A 15,883-nucleotide genomic window follows, 5' to 3' on the forward strand; every position below is an offset into this window, starting at 1 on the left:
TATGAGGCAAATTTATCAACAAATTCTGGGGCGTCCGCCCGTCTCGGTCATAGTTCCTTAATCAATACCGCAAGATCTCCCTGCGTCTTGCTGCCAAGCACGCAAACCTAGCGCGCCATATCAGGCCGCCCGATGGAGCTATACCCCTCGAACCCCGCATTGCGCGCGTCCTCCGCACTGTAAACGTTGCGCAAATCTGCCATGCGCGGCGTTTTCATCCCGCCCGCGATACGGGTCAGGTCAAGCGCGCGGAACTCGTTCCATTCTGTCAGGATTACGATCAGATCACTGTGTTCGCTGGCCGCATAAGGATCATCAAGCCACTCGACGCCGGGCAAAAGATGCTCGCCTTCATGGCGTCCCTGCGGATCAACAACGCGCACCTTGGCGCCGCCGCCCAGCAGCGCAGGCACCACGGTCAAGCTTGGCGCATCGCGCATATCGTCGGTGTTGGGCTTGAACGTCACGCCCATGATCGCAATCGTTTTGCCATTGAACGAGCCGTCACACAGATCCAGCAGCTTATCGACCATCCGGCGTTTGACCTGCTCGTTGATCGCGATCACCGCCTCGGTAATCATCATCGGCGAGGCGTTTTCCTGACCGATCCGCGCCAGTGCCTTGGTATCTTTAGGGAAACACGAGCCGCCATAGCCCGGCCCGGCATGCAGGAAATTCTTGCCAATCCGGTTGTCCAAACCCATCCCCTTGGCGACCTGCTTCACATCCGCGCCGACTTTTTCGCATAGCGCGGCAATCTCGTTGATGAAGGTGATCTTTGTCGCGAGAAATGCGTTTGCGGCGTATTTGATCATCTCAGCCGATTCCAGATCCGTCACGACAATCGGGAATTCACGCAAATAAAGCGGGCGATAGATATCCGCCATCACCTTCGCGGCGCGCTCGGTCTCGACGCCAACAACAACGCGGTCCGGCTTCATAAAATCATCAATCGCCGCGCCTTCGCGCAGGAATTCAGGGTTTGAGGCGACGTCGAAATCCAGCTCGGGGGTGGTCTGGGTCATTACCTCACGCACCTTGCGGTTTGTTCCAACCGGCACAGTCGATTTCGTCACGACAACGATGTAATCCTTGGCCGCCTTCGCCACCTCTTGCGCCGCCGCCATCACATAAGTCAGATCCGCATGGCCATCGCCTCGACGCGTCGGAGTGCCCACAGCGATAAACACCGCCTCGGCGCCTTCCATCGCTTCAGTCAGATCCAACGTGAATCGCAAACGTCCCGCCTCCACGTTGCGCATCATCAACTGATCGAGGCCGGGCTCAAAGATCGGCACCTTGCCACTGTTCAGCATGTCGATCTTGCGTGCGTCTTTGTCGACACACACCACATCATGCCCGAAATCCGAGAAACACACGCCAGAGACAAGCCCGACATAGCCGGTTCCAATGACAACAATCCGCATAACAATCCCTCGTCTTTCAAACTGGCGAAACGCTGGTGCGTTTTCGAACCGGACGGCTGTTTTATAACCGCCGTTTATACGATGTCCATTCTTCTAGAGCATCCGCGCGGGGCTGGCGACGCACAGTGGCGACGCGACGACAGTCAATCCTGTAGCCTAGGCGTGTCCTCGGTATCGCTCTTGTTGCGTGCGGCAGCTTTCCACGTATCGTCCAGACGGACTCTGGGTCTGGTTGCGTCACCCATCCCTATAGTAGTAATGCGTATTCTATTGATCCCGTAAAAGGCGAGCGGTATGAACAAATGAGGCAGGCTCTATGGCTTTCTGGGCCACCATTGGGACGCCGCTGATCGTGGCGAGACAAAACAGGACACCGACCCCATGAGAGCCATTTGCCACATCGGGCATCATAAAACCGGAACAACGTCTCTACAGGCCTTTCTGTCATGCAATTCCCCAAGCTTGCTCAAGGCTGGCATTTTATATCCGTGGGTTGAATCTCAAGGTGCTGCTTTCGCGGTCGCGAGCGCCGCCGGTCGGCTTGATCCACCCGAGGTGCTACCGATCAATATTCGCGAGGCGCATAACGCCTTGGCATTCCGGATGCTGGCGGATTCCGTCGAAAGCTGGAAGGTGCCGCCCTATCACACGGACCTACCGCATTCGCGTCAGATGCTGCTTGCGTTGAACAATCAGATAGAGGCAATCCGCCCGGATCATGTCGTGCTTTGCTCCGAGGTCATGTCCCAGTTCGGCAAGGTGGCGAAGGGGCAAATCTCGCGTTTGCGTGGGATCGGCCTCGTAGGTGCGGATGAAATAACCATCTGGTGCACCTTGCGCCGCCCCGACGAGCAATTGGTGTCCTGGCATGGTCAGCAAATCCGCTTTGGACAGGCACCCGCACCGCTTAGCGATTCTGAAAATGGGTTAAATCTAAATTGGCTCCATTTCGACTATCGCGGTGTGCTAGAGCCTTGGCTTGATGAAATTCCCGAGGCGAAAATCGTGCTGCGGCCCTATGCGGAAACCTTGGCAGAAGGCGGGTCAGTCAAAGATTTCCTCAAACATGCGGGCATTCAATTCCCCAAACAGCTGCGACCCGTTCCCCGGATGAACGTTAGCCTCAAACCCGCTGTTCTCACATTGATGCGCGAAGCCAATCTGACCTTGTCGCGCCCCGCCGCGCGGGAATTGGCGCAGGTGCTTCCCTCTCTCACCGAGAGGTATTCTCTTGCCGGATCGAGTGAGGTCGAACTCCTCGGCCAACGCTCTCGGGATCGACTGTTAAAGAGCTTCCTTCCGATCCATGACTGGCTCTCTGAAATGTCCGGGCGACAGGCGTTTTTCACGGATCTCGATGAAATGAGCCGTTGTCGTCCGATCCCCGAGCGCGAGGCCTTGCGGCAATTGCTTGATCAGATCTCGCCCGATCTTTTCACTCACATGGAGCACGCTGAAGTTGGCGAGTTTATTGCCGGATTATGCAGCACGTTCAGACCGTAGGGTTGCCCGACAATGCTAGATAGCCCCATCTTCCCATTGCAAGCGCTTCTATGGCCAGAGCTGGGCGTGTCAACGGAACAGGATCTATACGCAAAGCTACAAGGGCCCGTCAGGTTTTGCGGCGCCGCGCAAAACCTGACGTTCGGCCCCGATGGCGTGGCCGATTTCGGCACCGCCGCCAATCTTTTCAACCTCGGCAAATGGCGTCGCGAATGTGGCTTGAAAACGCTGGGGCTTAGGGTCGAAGGACAAGGCCCGTTCGAGTTAACGGTCTTTCAGTCCGACTCGGAACACCCGTCGCGCTGCATTGCTAAAGACATTGTTAATTTGGCAAAAGATCACCCTTTCCAGATAGATCTTTCGCCCTTCCTGCTGCCCGGCCAGTTAGGAGTGGTCCATTTCGTCCTGAAATCCTTGGGCGAAGGCGATGTGAGTGATGCCGTCTGGGAAACTCACGATCCACCGTTACGCAATCCCAGCCTGACGCTGTCCATCACAACCTTCAAACGTGAGGCAGCGGTGCAGGCCAGCGTGGCCCGGTTCGAGAGCTTCATGACGAAAACGGCGCGCGCCTCTCGGTTTCATCTCTTGGTGGTCGACAATGGGCGCAGCGCCAACATCAAGCCTTCCGCGCATGTCACCCCCATCGACAATGATAATCTTGGCGGTTCGGGCGGTTTTGCTCGCGGCCTTTATGAGGCCGAGTTGCGCGGTGCCACACACTGCCTGTTCATGGACGATGACGCTGCAGTCCATATGGGCGCGATGGAACGGGTCTGGGCGTTTCTCGCCTATGCGCAAGACGAGAGCACCGCAATTGTCGGGTCGCTGACCATGGCCAATCCGCGCTGGGCTTTGTGGGAAAGCGGCGCGACCTTCGATAGCAGTTGCCGTCCGCAATGGCTTGGAACGGATCTTCGGGATTTCCCGCAGGTGCTGGCGATGGAAATCGGTTCGACACTGCCAAAACCACACAATTTCTACGGTGGTTGGTGGTTCTTCGCCTTCCCGATTGCATCTGCGGCGCACAAGCCTTTCCCGTTTTTCGTGCGCGGCGATGATGTAAGTTTTTCGCTCGCAAACCGGTTCAATCTGGTCACGCTTCCCGGTGTGATTTGCTTCCAAGATGCGGATTTTTCCGACAAAGAATCGCTTCAGACGTTGTATCTCGACCTGCGCAGCCATCTGATCCATCACCTCGCCTTGGCGACGATGGATATCGGCTTAAAGCGCACCCTTCGCATACCCGCTTGGTTCTTTGCGCGCAGCATGATGCAACTCCATTACGAGTCCGTCGAAGCCCTAAACCTCGCCCTCGAAGACGTCTTACGCGGGCCAGAGTTTTTCGCCGCCAATGCCGACATGACCGAGCGTCGCGCCACTATCGCAAAGCTGCGCAAGACCGAAGCGTGGGGGCCACTGATCGGCGATCCTCCCGTCTCAAAACGGCGCTTCGATCCCAGAAGCAACCGGTTCTGGCGTGCGCTCATGAAGTATTCATTGAACGGCCATCTGCTGCCATTCTTCGGCTTTTGGGGAAATCACGTCACGCTGAAATCCGGTCAGCGCGGAGCCCTCCACGAGATATGGGGTGCTGCGCGTATCACCTATGTCAGTGCCGACGGATCGCAAAGTTTTACCGTCCGCCACTCCAAGCGCGCCGCTTTGCGCCAAGGGCTGCGCATGACCAAAAACGAAATCGCATTGGCGCGACGCTATCACGATTTGAAAGCTCAATGGCAAAAGGGGTATGTCGCGCTCACCTCTTGGAGCTTCTGGATGAAAAAGTTCGGGCAAGATGCGCCAAAACACCGTTGATCCGGCTCTGATCGCAGCCATATCTCCGGCGCTATTCAGCCTCGGACGCGCCCAGTGTCTCGCGCAGTTTGCTAAGGTAACGCGCGACAAGTTTTTGCGCTGTGTCGGCCAGATCGGCCTCTGCGTAGCACCGGAACTCAGGCGCATTTCCAGAGGGGCGCAGATGCACGATGCTCCCGTCTTCGAAACGCACGCGCAGACCATCGGTTAAATCCAGTTGGCTTTCGGGCGCTTGGACGGCGAAGAATGACTGCCGCGCCGCAGGGTCTTGGATAAGTTTTGCAAGGAAATCTCGCGACGTCTCGCTGGGAATCCCTGCAACGCGATCCGCGGCGGTAAAGCGTTGCGGCAAGCTGGCGACAAGGGACGCCAAGGGGCGACCGGTTGCATGCGCGGTCGCTAGCGGCGCAAGGATCGGCAGCAGGCAATCGCGTGTCATCAGCGGCGCAATCGGCCCCGCCGGACCTTTTGCCTCAAACCCCAGAAGAAAGCCGCCATTGGCCTCATATCCAACGACGCGGGCATCGGGGCTTTGGGCGCGCACCTTCTCCATCGCGTCAATCACAAAGGGCGAGCCGATTTTCGTCAGATGAACGGCGCGAAACTCACTCATCTCAGAGACCATGCTATTTGAAGACACCGGTGTGCAGATAACATCCGCGCCAAGGCTGCGCGCGGTAAGCGCCCCCAGCACATCGCCCGCAACAATGCGGCCGTTCGCATCAGCCACCATCGGGCGATCCGCATCGCCATCGGTGGAAATGATCGCATCAAGGCCGTGAACTGCGCACCAACCCGCCAACATGGTGCGGGTCTGTTCATCAAGCGCCTCGGTATCCACCGGAATAAAGGTCTCTGAGCGCCCCAACGGTATCGCGACGCCGCCCAATCCCTCAACGACGGCAACCATCAGATCGCGCGCGACAGAGCTGTGCTGATAGACGCCGATACGCATATCTCGTAACGCGTCGCGGCCAAAGCCCGATATGTAGCGCGCCAGATAGCCCTCCGTTGCCGACTTGTCTTCGCGCGCGAACCCACTGCTCGCATGCGCCGACGCGCGCCCAAGGTGGCCGTTGATCGCAACCTCGTCTGCCTTGGAAATCTCCCCTGACGGCACATAAAACTTCAGCCCATTGCGATCAGCGGGAATGTGGCTGCCCGTCACCATGATCGCGGCATCGCCTTGCGCCATCGCTGACAGCGCCAGCGCCGGGGTTGGCAGCGCCCCGCAATCAATCACGCTTATGCCCTCGTCGCGCAAAGCCGCGCGCACAGCTTGGGCAATCGCTGGCGAAGATGGCCGCAGATCGCGCCCCAGATGCACGGCGCCGCCCGTTGGGCAGGCCGCAACAAACGCCCGACAATAATCGGCGACAAGATCGGGAGTGAGCTCGACCACAAGGCCGCGCAGCCCGCTGGTTCCAAATTTGGGTGCCATCATCGTTTCCACTCAGTTTTGCGTATCTGGTCGGCGGCGTACCTTTGGAATCAATCCCGTGCGTAAACATCCTCATAGCGAATGATGTCATCTTCGCCCAGATACGACCCGGTTTGCACCTCGATCAAAACCATCGGCACTTTGCCCGGGTTTTCCATCCGGTGAACCGCGCCGAGCGGAATATAGACAGATTGGTTTTCGGTCACGAGCTTCACATCCTCGTTCACACTCACCTTTGCGGTGCCTTCAACGACGATCCAATGCTCCGAGCGGTGATGGTGCGACTGCAACGAAAGCGCGCCGCCCGGATGCACCACGATCCGCTTGACCTGAAAACGGTCCCCGATCACGAGGCTTTCAAACCAGCCCCACGGACGATGGTCCTTGGGGAAATTGGTGGCTTGCAGCGCATGCTTTTCTTTTAGCGCGGCGACGGCCAGCTTGACGTCTTGGGCGCGCGACATATCCGCGACAAGCACGGCATCGGGCATCGCGATGGCGATAATATTTTGCAATCCGATCCCGACCATTTCCAGCGCCCCATCTTCCGAGCGCAGCAAGGTGTTGTCGCAATCCAAAGCCGTCGCATGATCAGACGTGACGACGCCGCGCGCATCGGGATTGCCTTCGCGCCAGACGGCATCCCAGCCGCCAAGATCGCTCCAGCCAGCGGCAAACGGCACGACAGACAGGTTGTCGGCCTTTTCCATCACCGCGTAATCAATTGAAATATCGGCAGCCTTGGCCCACGGATCGGGGGCGAGGCGCAGAAAGCCCAAATCGGGTTTGCCCTGATCCACAGCCGCCTGCACCGGCGCGATCAAGTCGGGGGCATGAGCGCGGAATGCGGCGAGGATCGATTTCACCGAAAACAAGAAAATCCCGGCATTCCAAAGATACATTCCCGCCTGCACCATTTCTTCGGCACGCGCAGCATCGGGTTTTTCAACAAAGCGCCGCAGCGCCAAGGGCTGCGCCGAGAAATCTTGCGGATCCTCGGCCAGTTCCAGATAGCCATAGCCGGTTTCGGGATGGGTCGGCTTGATGCCGAACGTCACCAACTGCCCCGCGCGCGCCGCCTCGGCCCCTGCAAGGGTGGCGGCGCGAAACGCCTCGATGTCGGGAACAACGTGATCGGAAGGCGCAACAAGCATCAAGCCATCGGGATCGCTTTTCTCCAGCCATAGGGCCGCGGCAAGCACTGCGGGAGCGGTGTTGCGCCCCTCGGGTTCAATCAGGATCGCACCAGGATCAATGCCAATCTCGGTCAGTTGCTCTGCGACAATAAAGCGAAAATCCGAATTTGTGAGCACCAAAGGAGGCGCGAACCCCTCATCGCAAAGCCGCAAAGCCGACGCTTGAAACAGCGTGTTTTCACCGACGAGCGGCACGAATTGCTTAGGGTAAGACTTGCGCGACAACGGCCAAAGGCGCGTGCCAGAACCGCCGCAAAGAATGACAGGCGTAATCATGGTTCGGCCTTTCCGTTGGGTCACTTCTCGCTGATTACCCATGAATTTGCCGAATTTTTCAAGACCTATTCCCCAACGTGCGTTTTGAGTGTCAAATCTTGTAGGTATTTCGAGGCTGCCGGCTTTTCGATCAACGTGGCTTTCACAATTCAACCATGAGAACTGTCGCCTCTCAGCCTGACGAGTCACCGCGCAAGCTGATGGATGTTTCGCGGCCCGCGCGGTCTGGTGTCTTACAAGGGCGAAGTCGCGAAGGCGGGCAGATCGGTTCCCTTAGCCAAAAACGCATCGGCGGTATCAAGCGCCTCGCGGATCGTCACGTCCATGTCGAGATAGCGATAGGTGCCCAGACGCCCAACAAAAGTGACGCCCGACGTCTGCTCGACCAACGCGACATACTCGGCCAGAAGCGCCTTCTCCTTCACCTGACGGATCGGGTAATAGGGGATATCGTCGGGCTCGCAGTCGCGCGAAAACTCGCGGTAGCAGACGGACCCGTCATGGCTTTCCCAAGGCGAGAAATGCTTGTGCTCGGTGATGCGGGTGAAGGGCACGGTTTCCTCGCCGTAATTCATCACCGCGCAGCCCTGATAATCGCCCTCATAGCTGAAGCGTTCAAAATCGAGCGTACGATAGCCAAGCCGACCCAGCTCGTAGTCGAAATAGCCGTCCAGCGGGCCGGAATAGAAGACATGGTCATAGTCGTCCGCCATGTCGCGCGTGAAGCGGGTGTTCAGATGCACCGTGATGGCAGGATGATCGAGGATGCGCGCCACCATCTCGGTGTAGCCATTTTCAGGCATGCCTTGGAAACGATGGAAGAAATAGTTGTCGTCATAGTTGAAACGCACCGGCAGGCGCTTGAGGATCGCGGCGGGTAATTCAGTGGGCGACACACCCCATTGCTTGATCGTGTAGCCCTTGAAAAACGCCTCATACAGCGCGCCGCCGACGAAACGCATCGCCTGTTCCTCAAAGTTTTGCGGCTCGGCGATGCTGGTATCGGCCTGCTCTTCGATGAAGGCGCGCGCCTCATCCGGGCGCATCGTGCGATTGTAGAACTGGTTAATCGTATGCAGGTTGATCGGCAGCGAAAATACCTGCCCGCCCGAGGTGGTCTTTACGCGGTTCTTATAGGGCATGAAGGTTTCAAAGGAATTGACGTAATCCCAAACCTCGGCGTCATCGGTGTGGAAAATATGGGGGCCATAGATATGCACCATCACGCCGGTCTGCGCATCGCGTTCCGTATGGCAATTGCCTGCGATATGCGCGCGACTGTCAACGACCGTGATGGAATGACCCGCCTCGGCCAGTTTGCGACCAATGACAGCACCAGAGAGACCGGCCCCGACGAGCAAGATGTTCATACGTTGACTTTCAAAACACAACCTTAGCGTGTTCTTTCATAAGGCTTTCGAAAAATCAATATGAGGAGACCGCCTGGCGCACCGGTCCCCGACGCGAAGCACGGATGACGGCGATACACTAAACGATGATCACGTCACTTTCGTTAATATCATCCGCCGACAGCCCTTGCAGCAACACTTCGCCGCCATTCCACTCCAGCCAGACGCCTTGGGAGGAGTTGGTGATTGTCAGCGCATCAAAGCTTTTCTCGCTGATATCAAGCACAAGATAGTCCTCGCCCGGCTTAAAATCGGTGATTTTGTTTCGATCCGAGAGAGCATCAAAAGCAAACCCGTCGGAACCAAGTCCGCCGGTCAAAAGATCATAGCCGCTGCCGCCTTCAAGCCAATCTTTCCCGCCGTTGCCAGACAAGACGTCGTCCCCGGCGCCGCCGAAAATGGCGTCTTTTCCGGCGTTGCCAAACAGTTCATCATTGCCGGAGCCGCCATTGATGAGGTCGTTGCCGCCGCCGCCGGAAACGACATCGTCCCCGTTTCCGCCATCCAGTGTGTCGTAGCCGAATGCGCCATTCAGTGTGTCATCGCCATCTCCACCTAACAGAGTGTCGATTCTTGCACCGCCATGCATCCAGTCATTTCCAGCGCCGCCGACCAGACTGTCTTCGCCGTTTCCGCCCAGCATGCTGTCATTGCCGTTGCCACCATCCAGTGTGTCAAAGCCATATGCGCCATACTGTGTGTCATTGCCATCTCCCCCCACCAGAGTGTCGCTTTTGCCGCCGCCGTGCATCCAGTCATTTCCAGCGCCGCCGAACATGCTGTCTGTTCCGTATCCGCCATCCAGCCGGTCGCTCCCATCTTCACCGTAGATTGTGTCGGCACCGCCGTTTCCAAATAAAGTGTCGTTCTGTGCCCCACCATTCAGCCAGTCTTTACCACCGCCGCCTGCGATGGAATCGGCGCCGTTCTGCCCTTCAAGACTGTCATTTCCGAACGCACCAACGATTGAATCACCGCCATTTCCGCCAAACATGGTGTCATTCTCCGCGCCACCATGCATCCAATCGTCGCCCTCCTCTCCGAAAATGAGATCACGCCCATTCTGACCCTCAAGCCAATCATCGCCGTCCGATCCGTAGATGCTATCTGCGTCACCCCCCCCGACGAGGGTGTCGTTTTGCGACCCGCCATACAAGCCGCCTAGCACGGTTGTATCGGTATTGCCTGAGCCCTCTGGGTTGCCATCGTCGGGCGCGCTATCGTCTTCGCCACTCCTAAGCACCATTGGCGGTCGGTTCGCGTTCCAGTCGATGGATTGAAAGATCTGATCTGCGGTCAGGGTCTTCCCGTTAGCACTGCGGATTTCGGTCTCTTCACCGCCGCGAAAGGTAAGGACCGCGCCCCATGATTTTTCCGTAACGCCAAGGCGGCTGGCATCATAGAGCATCGGGATTGCGGTCAGATCGAGGTGATCAATCGCCGCATCGAAATCGGTGATCACATCGCGTTGGTCATCGGCATTCAGAACGAACAGATCCGCGCCAGCGCCGCCGCTCAGACTGTCCTGGCCCCAGCCGTCGATCAAAATATCCGCGCCAGCGCCACCGCGCAAATCGCTGTCGCCTGCACCGCCGATGAGCATGTCGTCCTTACCGGTCCCATCCAGACGGCCACTATCGGTTGACAGCACAGCCCCTTGATCGGAGAGCGACACAGTGAGCCGGCTTAGCCCCGACGTCTTATCCGAGCTGACCAGAATATCGAGCTGATCCCCGGAACTGACGGTCGTAAGCGCCGAGATGTTTTCAAGCCCAGCGTCTAACGTATCCGCAAGGCTATCGAGGTGAATCAACTGGCCGTTTGAGGCCAGTGTGAACAGGCTTAGGCCCGCGTCCCCGCCGCCGGCAATGACATATGTCCAGTCGCCAACCTGTGTGGCTGTCATACTTTGCGTGCGGCCAAAGCGGGTGTCGAGCGTGTCGATCAAGTGGTCGGTTACGCTTAATGATCCGTCATCGTGCAATTCAAGCGCAGTAAGTGCACCGCCCTCGCCAGCGTCGGCAGAGCTTGTGACAAGAATGTAGCAATGCCCGTCCACTTCGACCGCTTCCATAGCCGTTGGGTCGCTGAGAAGCCCAAGACCGGAGTCCACACCTAAAGAGCTTGTGGCGGTCAGCGCGCCGGTGCTTTGTGAAATCGAGAATGCGCTGACGCCTTGTTCGGTGCCCGAAAGCGTTAGCAGGTATTCCTTCCCGGCAAGCTGCACCGTCGTCATCGCGACCGGATTTTGCAGATAAAGATCGCCAGCGTCGCCATAAGACGCACCCGCCTGATAGCCGCCCGTGCCATCAGAGGTAAAGCACTGCATCTTGTCCACGGCGTTCATCGCATAGACGAAACCGCTTTGCGCTGCGGCAATTACGGGGCCCGTCAGGCCCTCTGCCTCGGGCAGACCCACCGTGGTTGATGATCCGATCTGGCCATCGGATTGGACGGAAAACCCAAACGTGCCATCCTGAGACGTGCAGCCCACGACCGCGATCATCGACCCGCTGTCTGCTTTGAGCACGGTAGAGCCGCCTGTAACGGCATAAGACATCGACGTATTATAGGTGACGCTGTCGATTAGAGTCGCGTCGTCTAGATCGGCGCTGAGACAAAAGCTTAGCAACCCGCCTGACGGGCCATTGACCGCCAGAATGATCGGCTCGACCGTGGTATCAAGAACTTGCATCGAGCGAATATCGACCGCAAGATCCCCCCAAGACGCCCCTATTTGAAAACGGAATTCGAGACTCAGCATCTCCACTCACCCATACACTTACCCCGAGACAGGTTTGCGCTGGGCTGTGAAGCTTTGGAGGACTCAATCGGGCGAAACTATGGAGAACGGCCCAAATTTGATATGAAGTTATCGCAAACCGGGCGCGTTCGGCTTGGCTGTCACGCGCGCATCAGGGCTTCGTGCTGATCAATCGCCTCGTCGAGATCGTCGAAATAATACAGCTTGCCGCCGTCAAGTATGATCCCCGCATCGCAAAAATCGCGCATCTCTCGCATGTTATGCGTCACCATAATCGAGCTGCTCGCTTGCATTCTATCACGGAAAACAAGGCGGCTTTTGTTGCGAAACCGAGCATCGCCGACGGCTGTGACCTCATCGACAAGATAGGTATCGAACCGAATTCCCATCGACGTACCAAAAGTGAGACGTGATTTCATCCCGGAGGAATAGGTGCGCACCGGCATCTTGAAATGCTTTCCCAACTCCGCGAAGTCTTCGACGAAATCTACCAAACTGTCAGTGTCGACGCCGTAGATCCGCGCTACGAAGCGCACATTTTGCGCGCCCGTCAGTTCCGGATGGAACGAGCCGCCAAAGGCTACCGGCCAGGAAATCGACCCATCCGAGACGACACGCCCGGAATCGGGTGGCAGAATACCGGCGATGATCTGGATCAGCGTCGATTTCCCCGCCCCATTGCAGCCCAATAGCCCCAGCGATTTTCCCGTGGGCAAGGTCAGGTTGAGATTGTCGATCACGGTCTTGCGCTCACCGGCAACCCAAAAGCCTTTCGAGAGGTTCTCGAACCGGATCATGACACCCTCAACCCCGATCGCGGATGGAATAATAGATCAATACGATGATCCCCCAGCTCAGCATCAAGAATAACGCCGCAAGACCAAAAATCATGGCGCGTTGCGGATATTCCGGAGAGTCCGCCAAGGTGGGCGTGATGTAAGTCGCCAGATATCGGGTCTGGCGTTGCGCGCTATCATAGGCGGAATCGCGCGCCGTCAGAGCTGCGCGGTAGACTTTCTCTGCGAACTCTTGATCGACGGTCAGGCCCTCAAATTCCGACATCAGGGCGGGGTAATCCTTGCCTGTTCCGGGCACGATCGTCGTCGCAAGGTTTTTGCGTTCCGTCGCGATGCGCTCGCGAATGGCTTGAATGCGGCGTTTGGCCTGAGTCACGCGCGGGTCGTCGGTGCTTGTCGAGGCGGCCAATTGGTCAAGCGCGACAAGTTCCTGTGCGAGTTGCTGCTGGAGGTTGTTCGTAACCCCCATGCGCCCTTGAATGTCTGATTGCAGATCGACAATCTGCGTGCGGGTGCGGAACTCTGTGAGCTTTTCACGCGCCTCGCGAAGCTGTTTTTGCGCCTTTTCAAGATCGCTATCGGCATAGCGAATGGCATCTGCTCGGGCGAGATCGTTGAGTCCGTTGACCATTTTCGTGCTTTGATCGACGATTTCCTGCGCGATCTTTTGCGCCATGTCAGGCGTGAAGGTGTGCACATCGACCTGAAGCAACCCGCCGCTCTGATTGTAGGTCACGCGCACAACGCGCCCCCAGTACCAATGCAAATCCTCGGCAGTGGCATCGGGCCACAACGCAAAGACCGGGTCACTTTTCCAATGAGATGAGAAATAGCTGCGTAGATTAAGCTTTTTATCGACTGCCAGCGCTAAATTCTGGCTCCGGATGAACTGATACAGAACATCGCTGTCAGGCGAAGATGAGCCACCGGTAAACTGCGCCAAGCCCCCCAGAATATCCGACGAGCTTGTTTCATCGGACTGACGCACCGAGAAGCCGGTCGTTGATCCATAGCGATCATCCGCGACCGCCCACAAATAAATCGCGACAACAAATAGCGGGACCAAGACCATTGCTATGAAGCTGGTTAAAATGCCCCAGTGACGTTTGCGCATGCGCGCCGCTCGCGCCAGTGGCCGCGTCTCGACAGGTTTGCGGGCGGGGGTGCCCTGCGGTTTGCCTTGTGGCTTGTTGGCTGCCTGTTTTTGGCCCTGAGGCTGGCGTCCCGCTGGTTTTTGCTCCGGGACCGCGCCATTGTTATTTTCGCCTGTCAAATCCCTACCTCAAGAACGTGGTTTGCAATCGTATTCAAGACTAACATAATAGAATTCGAGATCACCAATACAAAGGCGCCTCTCATTGTCATCTGTCCCTATTCGCCCGCCTGCACCACCCGGACGCGGAGTGTCGCAAAGGTTTCGCATGGCGCGCACCGTGACAGCTCTTATACTGCGGGAAATGTCGACGCGCTATGGCCGATCCCCCGGAGGATACCTTTGGGCCATCATCGAGCCGCTCGGCGCCATCTTGATCTTGACCATCGCCTTTTCGCTTGTTTTGCGCTCCCCGCCTATCGGCAATAGCTTTATCTTATTCTTTGCGACTGGCTTTGTGCCGTTCGGTGCTTTTCAAACGATTTCAAATCTCATCGCGCGGTCTCTTCGGTTCTCAGGGGCGCTATTGTCTTATCCCGTCGTTACGTGGGTCGATGCGATCGTGGCCCGTCTATTGCTCAACAGTCTGACCCAGATTCTTGTGTCCTACGTAATCTTGGGCGCTATCTTGTCCTTGCAAGCGGACCCGGTCACGCTGGATCTGGTGCCAATCCTGGAAGCCATGGCGCTGGCGCTATTTTTAGGATTGGCGGTGGGCACCCTGAATTGCGCGCTGATGGGGTTGGTGCGTGTCTGGGATCAGATCTGGTCCATTGTCACCCGACCGTTGTTCCTCGCCTCCGGCGTGTTTTTTCTTTACGATACGCTGCCAAAAGTGGCGCAGGATATTTTGTGGTACAATCCCGTGCTGCACGTGACAGGGCTGATGCGTCGGGGCTTTTATCCCAGCTATGATGCTGACTATGTGTCCGTCCCATATGTTGTCGGCGTCTCTTTGGTGATGCTGTTCCTCGGGATTGTGCTGCTTGGCCGATATCATCGTCAAATTCTGACATCGTGACGGGACGCTTTTGATCGTCTGACCTATGAGAGAGGCTATACACTGGCCCATGTGAAAGAGGGCTTAACGCTTGTCTGCCCAAGCCAAAACGGTTTGATGGGCGATATCCGTGCGCCGCAACAGGCCGTCGCGGATCGCGCGACCGATCAGCGACAGAAAAACCAGCCGCTCGCCTTGATGGAAGCGCGCTTTCAGCAACCATTTCGGAACAATCACCAAAAGCACTGGCAAGAACATCCAACCCGCGGCCATGCGATACAGCAGCAGCAGGTTGCGATGGTAGTAATAGACTTTCCACAACGGATGAAACCGGCCCCGCTGTGAGTTGGCAAAGGTCTGGCAGTCATGTTCAAACCGGACATCGGGGGCGAACGCGACCCTGCCGCCTTTATTTGATAATTCCAGGGTATAAAGGCCATCATCACCGTATAAAAACAGCCCCGGATCGGGCAGTCCGGCCAAGGCCAAACCCTTGCGCGAAATGAAGAATCCAACGAATGAGGTCACGTCGATTTTCAAGGCGTGATCGGAATTGTAAGCCTCGGGCGTTATGTGAAAACCGTCGCGCCCTTGCAGCAGCGTGCGCCAAAACGCCCGACCGTTTGAGAACGGATTGCGCGAAGGGCGGTTCATCTCACAGATCCGGCCATCGGGGAAGTAAACCGCTGCCGCCAGCGCGTCCCATTGGCTCAGATCGCGTGCGTGAAACGCTGCCAAAGCGCCGGGTTCGGGGCGGGCATCATCATCCATCACGACCATCCAGTCGGGATCAAAGCGATCCCGCGCCAGCGCCATGCCGCCTGCGAACCCCCCGGCGCCGCCGAGGTTGGTTTCACTGCGCTCAATCGTCAATCTTGGATCGGAAAGCGAGCCCAGCCACTCCGCAGTGCCATCATTTGAGGCATTGTCGAACACGATCACCGCTTGCAGATCTTTGGGCGCGGTCTCAAGCAGGCGCGCCAGCGTCGCCTTGAGCTGAGCTAAGCGATTATAGGTCACAACCACCGCAACCAAACGGGTTGCCGCGCGATGTTGGCTGTCAGGGACGTTGCCGCTCTGCATCAAGCCAGTATTCCTT

General features: G+C 57.3%; 11 protein-coding genes. 3 read left to right on the forward strand and 8 right to left on the reverse strand.

Going from position 1 to position 15,883, the window contains the following annotated elements; all coding sequences use genetic code 11:
• Positions 1–107: 107 nt before the first annotated feature.
• The gene (locus DT23_RS02425; RefSeq protein ID WP_038127882.1) at positions 108–1,427 is read right to left on the reverse strand and encodes a UDP-glucose dehydrogenase family protein; all 1,320 of its coding nucleotides are present in this window, start codon (positions 1,425–1,427) and stop codon (positions 108–110) included.
• 381 nt (positions 1,428–1,808) lie between these two features.
• On the opposite strand from DT23_RS02425, the gene DT23_RS02430 reads away from it, so the two are divergent.
• Positions 1,809–2,930: a hypothetical protein gene (locus tag DT23_RS02430; RefSeq protein ID WP_156023824.1), complete on the forward strand. Its 1,122-nt coding sequence runs from the start codon at positions 1,809–1,811 to the stop codon at positions 2,928–2,930.
• Between the two features lie 12 nt (positions 2,931–2,942).
• Positions 2,943–4,748, forward strand: coding sequence for a hypothetical protein (locus DT23_RS02435; RefSeq protein WP_051696992.1), 1,806 nt, complete (start codon positions 2,943–2,945; stop codon positions 4,746–4,748).
• Positions 4,749–4,779: 31 nt separating this feature from the next.
• Here DT23_RS02435 and DT23_RS02440 read toward each other — a convergent pair whose 3' ends face one another.
• From DT23_RS02440 to DT23_RS02465, 6 genes are all read right to left on the reverse strand, one after another.
• Positions 4,780–6,189: a phosphomannomutase gene (locus DT23_RS02440; protein ID WP_038127886.1), complete on the reverse strand. Its 1,410-nt coding sequence runs from the start codon at positions 6,187–6,189 to the stop codon at positions 4,780–4,782.
• A gap of 50 nt (positions 6,190–6,239) precedes the next feature.
• Positions 6,240–7,661 carry a mannose-1-phosphate guanylyltransferase/mannose-6-phosphate isomerase gene (locus DT23_RS02445; RefSeq protein WP_038127888.1) on the reverse strand — a complete coding sequence of 474 codons (1,422 nt, stop codon included), beginning with the start codon at positions 7,659–7,661 and terminating at the stop codon, positions 6,240–6,242.
• A gap of 233 nt (positions 7,662–7,894) precedes the next feature.
• A complete protein-coding gene (gene glf, locus DT23_RS02450; protein WP_038127890.1) occupies positions 7,895–9,031 on the reverse strand; it encodes a UDP-galactopyranose mutase in 1,137 nt (378 codons plus the stop codon).
• Between the two features lie 118 nt (positions 9,032–9,149).
• A complete protein-coding gene (locus DT23_RS19290) occupies positions 9,150–11,834 on the reverse strand; it encodes a calcium-binding protein (protein WP_051696993.1) in 2,685 nt (894 codons plus the stop codon).
• A gap of 140 nt (positions 11,835–11,974) precedes the next feature.
• The gene (locus DT23_RS02460) at positions 11,975–12,631 is read right to left on the reverse strand and encodes an ABC transporter ATP-binding protein (protein ID WP_038127892.1); all 657 of its coding nucleotides are present in this window, start codon (positions 12,629–12,631) and stop codon (positions 11,975–11,977) included.
• A gap of 7 nt (positions 12,632–12,638) precedes the next feature.
• Positions 12,639–13,745, reverse strand: a complete 1,107-nt coding sequence (locus tag DT23_RS02465) for a KpsE/RkpR family capsule polysaccharide export protein (protein ID WP_038128012.1) — start codon at positions 13,743–13,745, stop codon at positions 12,639–12,641.
• Positions 13,746–14,052: 307 nt separating this feature from the next.
• On the opposite strand from DT23_RS02465, the gene DT23_RS02470 reads away from it, so the two are divergent.
• Entirely contained in the window at positions 14,053–14,805 is a 753-nt protein-coding gene (locus DT23_RS02470) for an ABC transporter permease (protein WP_038127895.1), read from the forward strand.
• 63 nt (positions 14,806–14,868) lie between these two features.
• Here DT23_RS02470 and DT23_RS02475 read toward each other — a convergent pair whose 3' ends face one another.
• Positions 14,869–15,867, reverse strand: a complete 999-nt coding sequence (locus tag DT23_RS02475; RefSeq protein ID WP_051696995.1) for a glycosyltransferase — start codon at positions 15,865–15,867, stop codon at positions 14,869–14,871.
• Positions 15,868–15,883: the final 16 nt, after the last annotated feature.

This window comes from Thioclava indica (assembly GCF_000714545.1).
Classification (GTDB): Bacteria; Pseudomonadota; Alphaproteobacteria; order Rhodobacterales; family Rhodobacteraceae; genus Thioclava; species Thioclava indica.